The organism is Streptomyces ziwulingensis (genome assembly GCF_039542605.1).
GTDB lineage: Bacteria > Actinomycetota > Actinomycetes > Streptomycetales > Streptomycetaceae > Streptomyces > Streptomyces ziwulingensis.
This window is the reverse complement of record NZ_BAABIG010000044.1, coordinates 1-4,998: the sequence shown is the minus strand read 5'-3', so window position 1 is coordinate 4,998 and position 4,998 is coordinate 1. Positions and strand designations below refer to the sequence as shown.

Below are 4,998 nucleotides of genomic sequence, written 5' to 3'. Positions count from 1 at the left end.
CCCACCGGACGGCAACGCCTGCATCAACCGACCGCGCGCGGCAACCAGCGCCGCCGCGTCCTGAAGCGACAGCACACCGGCGACGTGCGCCGCGACGACCTCACCGATCGAATGCCCGGCCACCACGTCCGGCCGCACACCCCAGGACTCCAGCAACCGGAACAGAGCCGACTCCACCGCGAACAACCCGGCCTGCGTGAACACCGTCTGATCCAGCAGGCCGCCGCCGGCGTTGCCGCCCTCGCCGAAGATCACATCCTTGACGGAGTGCTCCACATCGAGGTGACCGTCCAGCGCGGCACAAGCCTCGTCCAGGGCACGGGCGAAGACCGGATAGCGGTCGTACAGCTCGCGGCCCATCCCGAGCCGTTGCGAGCCCTGCCCGGGGAACACGAACACCGTCTTCCCCCCGGCGTCCGAACCGGTGACGAGGGCCGGTGACGGCTCACCCGCGGCGAGCGCCGCCAGGCCGGCCACCGTCTCCTCGCGCGTCCCGGCGAGGACCACGGCCCGCTCCGGCAGCATCGCCCGCCGGGACACGAGCGACCCCGCGACGGTCGCCAAGGGGGTGTCGCCCGAGTCGATGAACGACGCCAGCCGTCCCGCCTGCCCGGCCAGCGCACCGGCGCTCCGCGCCGAGACCACCACCGGCACCACCACGGGCCTCACCACCGGCACCGGACCATCGCCCGGGGTCACCGGCTCGACGGCGGGCTCCTCCGGCGCCTGCTCCAGGATCAGGTGCGCGTTGGTGCCGCTGACGCCGAAGCCGGAGACGCCCACCCGGCGCGGCCGGTCGACGTCCGGCCACTCGCGGGCCTCCGTGAGCAGCCGTACGGCGCCCGCGTCCCAGTCGACGCGGGGGGACGGTTCGTCGACGTGCAGGGTGGCCGGGAGGATGCCGTGCCGCATGGCCTGGATCATCTTGATCACGCCGGCCACGCCCGCGGCGGCCTGGGTGTGCCCGATGTTCGACTTCAGCGAGCCGAGCCACAGGGGTTCTTCGCGGTCCTGGCCATATGCGGCGAGCAGGGCCTGCGCCTCGATGGGGTCACCGAGGGTGGTGCCGGTGCCGTGACCCTCCACCGCGTCCACGTCGGCCGGGGTCAGCCCGGCGGCGGCCAGGGCCTTGCGGATCACGCGTTGCTGCGACGGCCCGTTGGGGGCGGTCAGGCCGTTGGAGGCGCCGTCCTGGTTGACCGCTGTGCCGCGCACCACCGCCAGGACCCGGTGCCCCTTGCGGCGGGCCTCCGACAGCCGCTCCAGGACGACCACACCCGCGCCCTCGGCCCAGCCGGTGCCGTCGGCGGAGGACGAGTACGCCTTGCAGCGGCCGTCGCCGGCGAGGCCCCGCTGCCGGGAGAAGTCGATGAACAGGCCGGGCGTGGCCATGACGGTCGCGCCGCCCGCCAGGGCCATCGTGCACTCGCCGCGGCGCAGCGCCTGCGCGGCGAGGTGGATGGCGACCAGGGAGGACGAGCAGGCGGTGTCGAGGGTGACCGCGGGGCCCTCGAAGCCGAAGACGTAGGAGATGCGGCCGGAGGCCACGCTGGACGCGGCGCCGGTGCCGGTGAAGCCCTCCAGTTCGGGCGGCACGCTGCCGCCGGCGAAGTAGTCGACGCCCATGATGCCGTTGAAGACGCCGACGTCGGCGCCCTTCAGCGACAGCGGATCGATACCGGACCGCTCCAGCGCCTCCCAGGAGGTCTCCAGGAGGAGCCGCTGCTGCGGGTCCATCGCCAGCGCCTCGCGCGGCGAGATCCCGAAGAACTCCGCGTCGAACCGGCCGGCGCTCCGCAGGAAGCCGCCCTGGTCGACGTAGGAGGTGCCGGTCTTCTCGGGGTCGGCGTCCAGCAGGGTGTCGAGGTCCCAGCCGCGGTCGTCCGGGAAGCCCGACACGCCGTCGCGGCCCTCGGCGACCAGGTCCCACAGTTCCTCGGGGGTGTCGACGCCGCCGGGCAGCCGGCACGCCATGCCCACGATCGCGATCGGCTCGCGCGAGGCGGCCAGCATCTGCTGGTTCCGCTTCTTCAGCGTGCCGACCTCTTCCAGCGACTTACGCAGCGCCTCGACAAGCTTCTCGTAGGAAGCACTCACTTTCCCTGCCCCAATCTGTCGTGTGCCGCGTCAGCCATCGAGGGATTCGCTGTCGCCGAGCGCGAGGTGCACGAGGTCGTCCACGTCCAGGTCGGACAGTGCTCCTCGCGTCGTGTCCGGTTCGTCGTCGGGCGCGGGTGCGCCGGGTTCCGGGGCGGTCAGTTCGACCAGCGCGTCCAGCAGGCCGGCCTCCCGGAACCGCTCCAGCGGGAGGGTGAGCAGCGCGTGGCGCAGCCGTTCCTCGTCCGCCTCCGCCGCGGGCCGCTGCCCGGTGGCGCCCTCGGGGGCGAGTTCGCCGTGCAGGTGGCGGGCGAGGGCGAGTGGCGTGGGATGGTCGAAGACCACGGTGGCGGAGAGGTTGACCCCGGTCGCGGCGCGCAGCCGGTTGCGCAGTTCCACAGAGGTGAGCGAGTCGAAGCCGGCGTCCTTGAACGCCGTCTCGGCACCGACACCGTCCGCTCCGGCATGGCCGAGCACACCGGCCACATGGCCGCGGACGACATCCAGCAGCACGGCCTCCTGCCGGTCGCGGTCGAGCCCGGCCAGCCGGCGCAGCAGGCCGTCCCCGCCGTCGCCGCCGACGGCCCGCGCCGACTGCCGTCCGGCCGGGACCAGTTGACGCAGCAGCGGCGGCACTCCGGCACCGGTCGCCGCTTCGGCCCGTACGGCCCTCAGGTCCAGCTTGACCGGGACGAGCACCGGGGCGTCCCCGGCCAGGGCCGCATCGAGGAGGGCCAGTCCCTCCTGCGGGGCGAGCGGCAGGATGCCGCCGCGCCGGTTGCCGCGGGTGCGGGCCGCCGCTTCCCCGCCGGCGGTCATGCCGGTGGTCTGCTCCCAGGGCCCCCAGGCCAGGGACAGCGCGGGCAGGCCGGCTGCCCGGCGCCGGGCCATCGCGGCGTCCAGCCAGGCGTTGGCGGCGGCGTAGTTGCCCTGCCCCGCCGAGCCGAACAGTCCGGCAGCGGAGGAGAAGACCGCGAACGACGACAGGTCCAGGGCCCGGGTCAGCTCGTCCAGGTGGCGCACGGCCGTCACCTTCGGTGCGAAGACGTGGGCCAGGCGCTCCCGGTCGAGAGTGCCGATCACGCCGTCGTCCAGGACGCCCGCGGTGTGCAGGACAGCGGTCAGCGGGTGCTCGTCGGGTACGGAGTCCAGCAGGGCGGCGACCGCCTCGCGGTCGGCGAGGTCGCAGGCGGCCACCCGTACGGTCGTCGCGCCGAGCGCGGTCAGCTCGGTGACCAGCTCGCGCGCGCCCTGGGCGGCCGGGCCGCGCCTGCTGGCCAGCGTCAGATGCCGGACGCCACGCCGTTCGACCAGGTGCCGGGCCAGCAGGGCGCCCAGTGAGCCGGTTCCGCCGGTGACGAGGACGGTGCCGTCCGGGTCCCATCCCGGGCGCTCCGGGACGGGACCGGAGAGGGCGGCCCGTACCAGGCGGGGGGCGCGGACGGTCGTACCGCGCAGCGCGAGCTGCGGTTCGCCGGCCGCCGCCGCGGTGGCGAGGAGGACGGCGAGCGATTCATCGCCCTGCGACAGAACGTCGGTGTCGGTGTCGGTGCCGGTGTCGGTGAGGGGGTCGGTGTCGATGAGGGTGATCCGGTCGGGGTTCTCCGCCTGGGCGGTCCGCACGAGCCCCCACACGGCCGCCCCCGCGAGGTCGGTCACGCCGTCCTCACCGTCGACGGACACCGCGCCCCGGGTCACGACCACGAGCCGGGAGTCCGCGAGCCGCTCGTCGGCCAGCCACGCCCGCAGGACGTCCAGCACCCGGGAGGTGCGCTCCAGGGCGTCGTCGGCACCGTCGGCCGGTACCACCAGCAGTTCCGGTACGGTGCCGGCGGCGGCCGGACCGGCGAGGTCGGCGGCGGTGGCGACCCGGGTCCAGGCCGGCACCGGGGCGCCCGTGCGGGCGAGCACGGTGAGGTCGGTCCATTCCACGCGGAACAGAGCGTCCGTGCCGGAGGCGCCGGCCGCGGCCTCCAACTGCTCGGCGCTAACCGCCCTGAAGACCAGCGACTCGGTGGTCAGCACCGGCTCCCCGGTCTCGTCGGCGGCCTGCAGTGCCACCGCGTCGGGTCCGGACGGCGCGACCCGCACGCGCAGCGCCGAGGCTCCCGACGCGTGCAGCGCCAGCCGGTTCCAGGCGAACGGCAGCACCGTGCGCGGTGCGGCGTCGCCGGGTGCGTCCGCGTCGGCCGGGGTGACGAATCCGTTGGCGTGCAGGGCCGCGTCCAGCAGGGCGGGGTGGATGCCGAACCGGGCCGCTTCCTCGTGCTGCCCCTCCGGTAGGGCGACCTCGGCGTACACCTCGTCGCCGCGCCGCCACACCGCCCGCAGGCCCTGGAAGACCGGGCCGTAGGTGTACCCCTTCTCGATGAGACCGGAGTAGAAGGCGTCGACGTCGACCTCGACCCGCTCGGCGCCGGGCGGCGGCCAGGCGCTGAAGTCGAAGGCACGGGCGGTCGCGGGGCCCGTGTCGGTGAGGGTGCCGGTGGCGGTGAGGGTGCCGGTGGCGTGCCGGGTCCAGACCTCGGCGCCGATCTCACCGGCCGCGTCTTCCCGGACCGAGTAGACCGCCACCGTCCGCGGCGCGTTGTCGTCCGGTCCGCCCACGGCGACCTGCACGCGGACGCCGCCCTCCTCCGGGACGACCAGGGGCGCTTCGATGACCAGTTCGTCCAGTACTCCGCAGCCGACCTCGTCACCGGCCCGTACGGCCAGCTCGACCAGGCCGGTCCCGGGCACCAGGACCACTCCGCCCACGGCGTGGTCGGCCAGCCAGGGGTGGGTGCGCAAGGACAGCCGGGCCGTGCACAGCACACCCCCGGTCTCCGGCACCTGCACCACCGCGCCGAGCAGCGGATGATCCGCCGTGCTCTGGCCGAGGGCGGCGGCGTCGGTGGCGGG

General features: G+C 74.8%; 2 protein-coding genes. Both read right to left on the bottom strand.

Annotated elements, in window-relative coordinates; all coding sequences use genetic code 11:
* The coding region (locus tag ABEB00_RS22005) for a type I polyketide synthase (RefSeq protein ID WP_345621721.1) at positions 1 to 2,097 on the bottom strand (2,097 nt) is incomplete at its 3' end.
* 30 nt (positions 2,098 to 2,127) lie between these two features.
* On the bottom strand, positions 2,128 to 4,998 hold a 2,871-nt coding region (locus ABEB00_RS22000; protein WP_345621720.1), incomplete at its 5' end, for a type I polyketide synthase.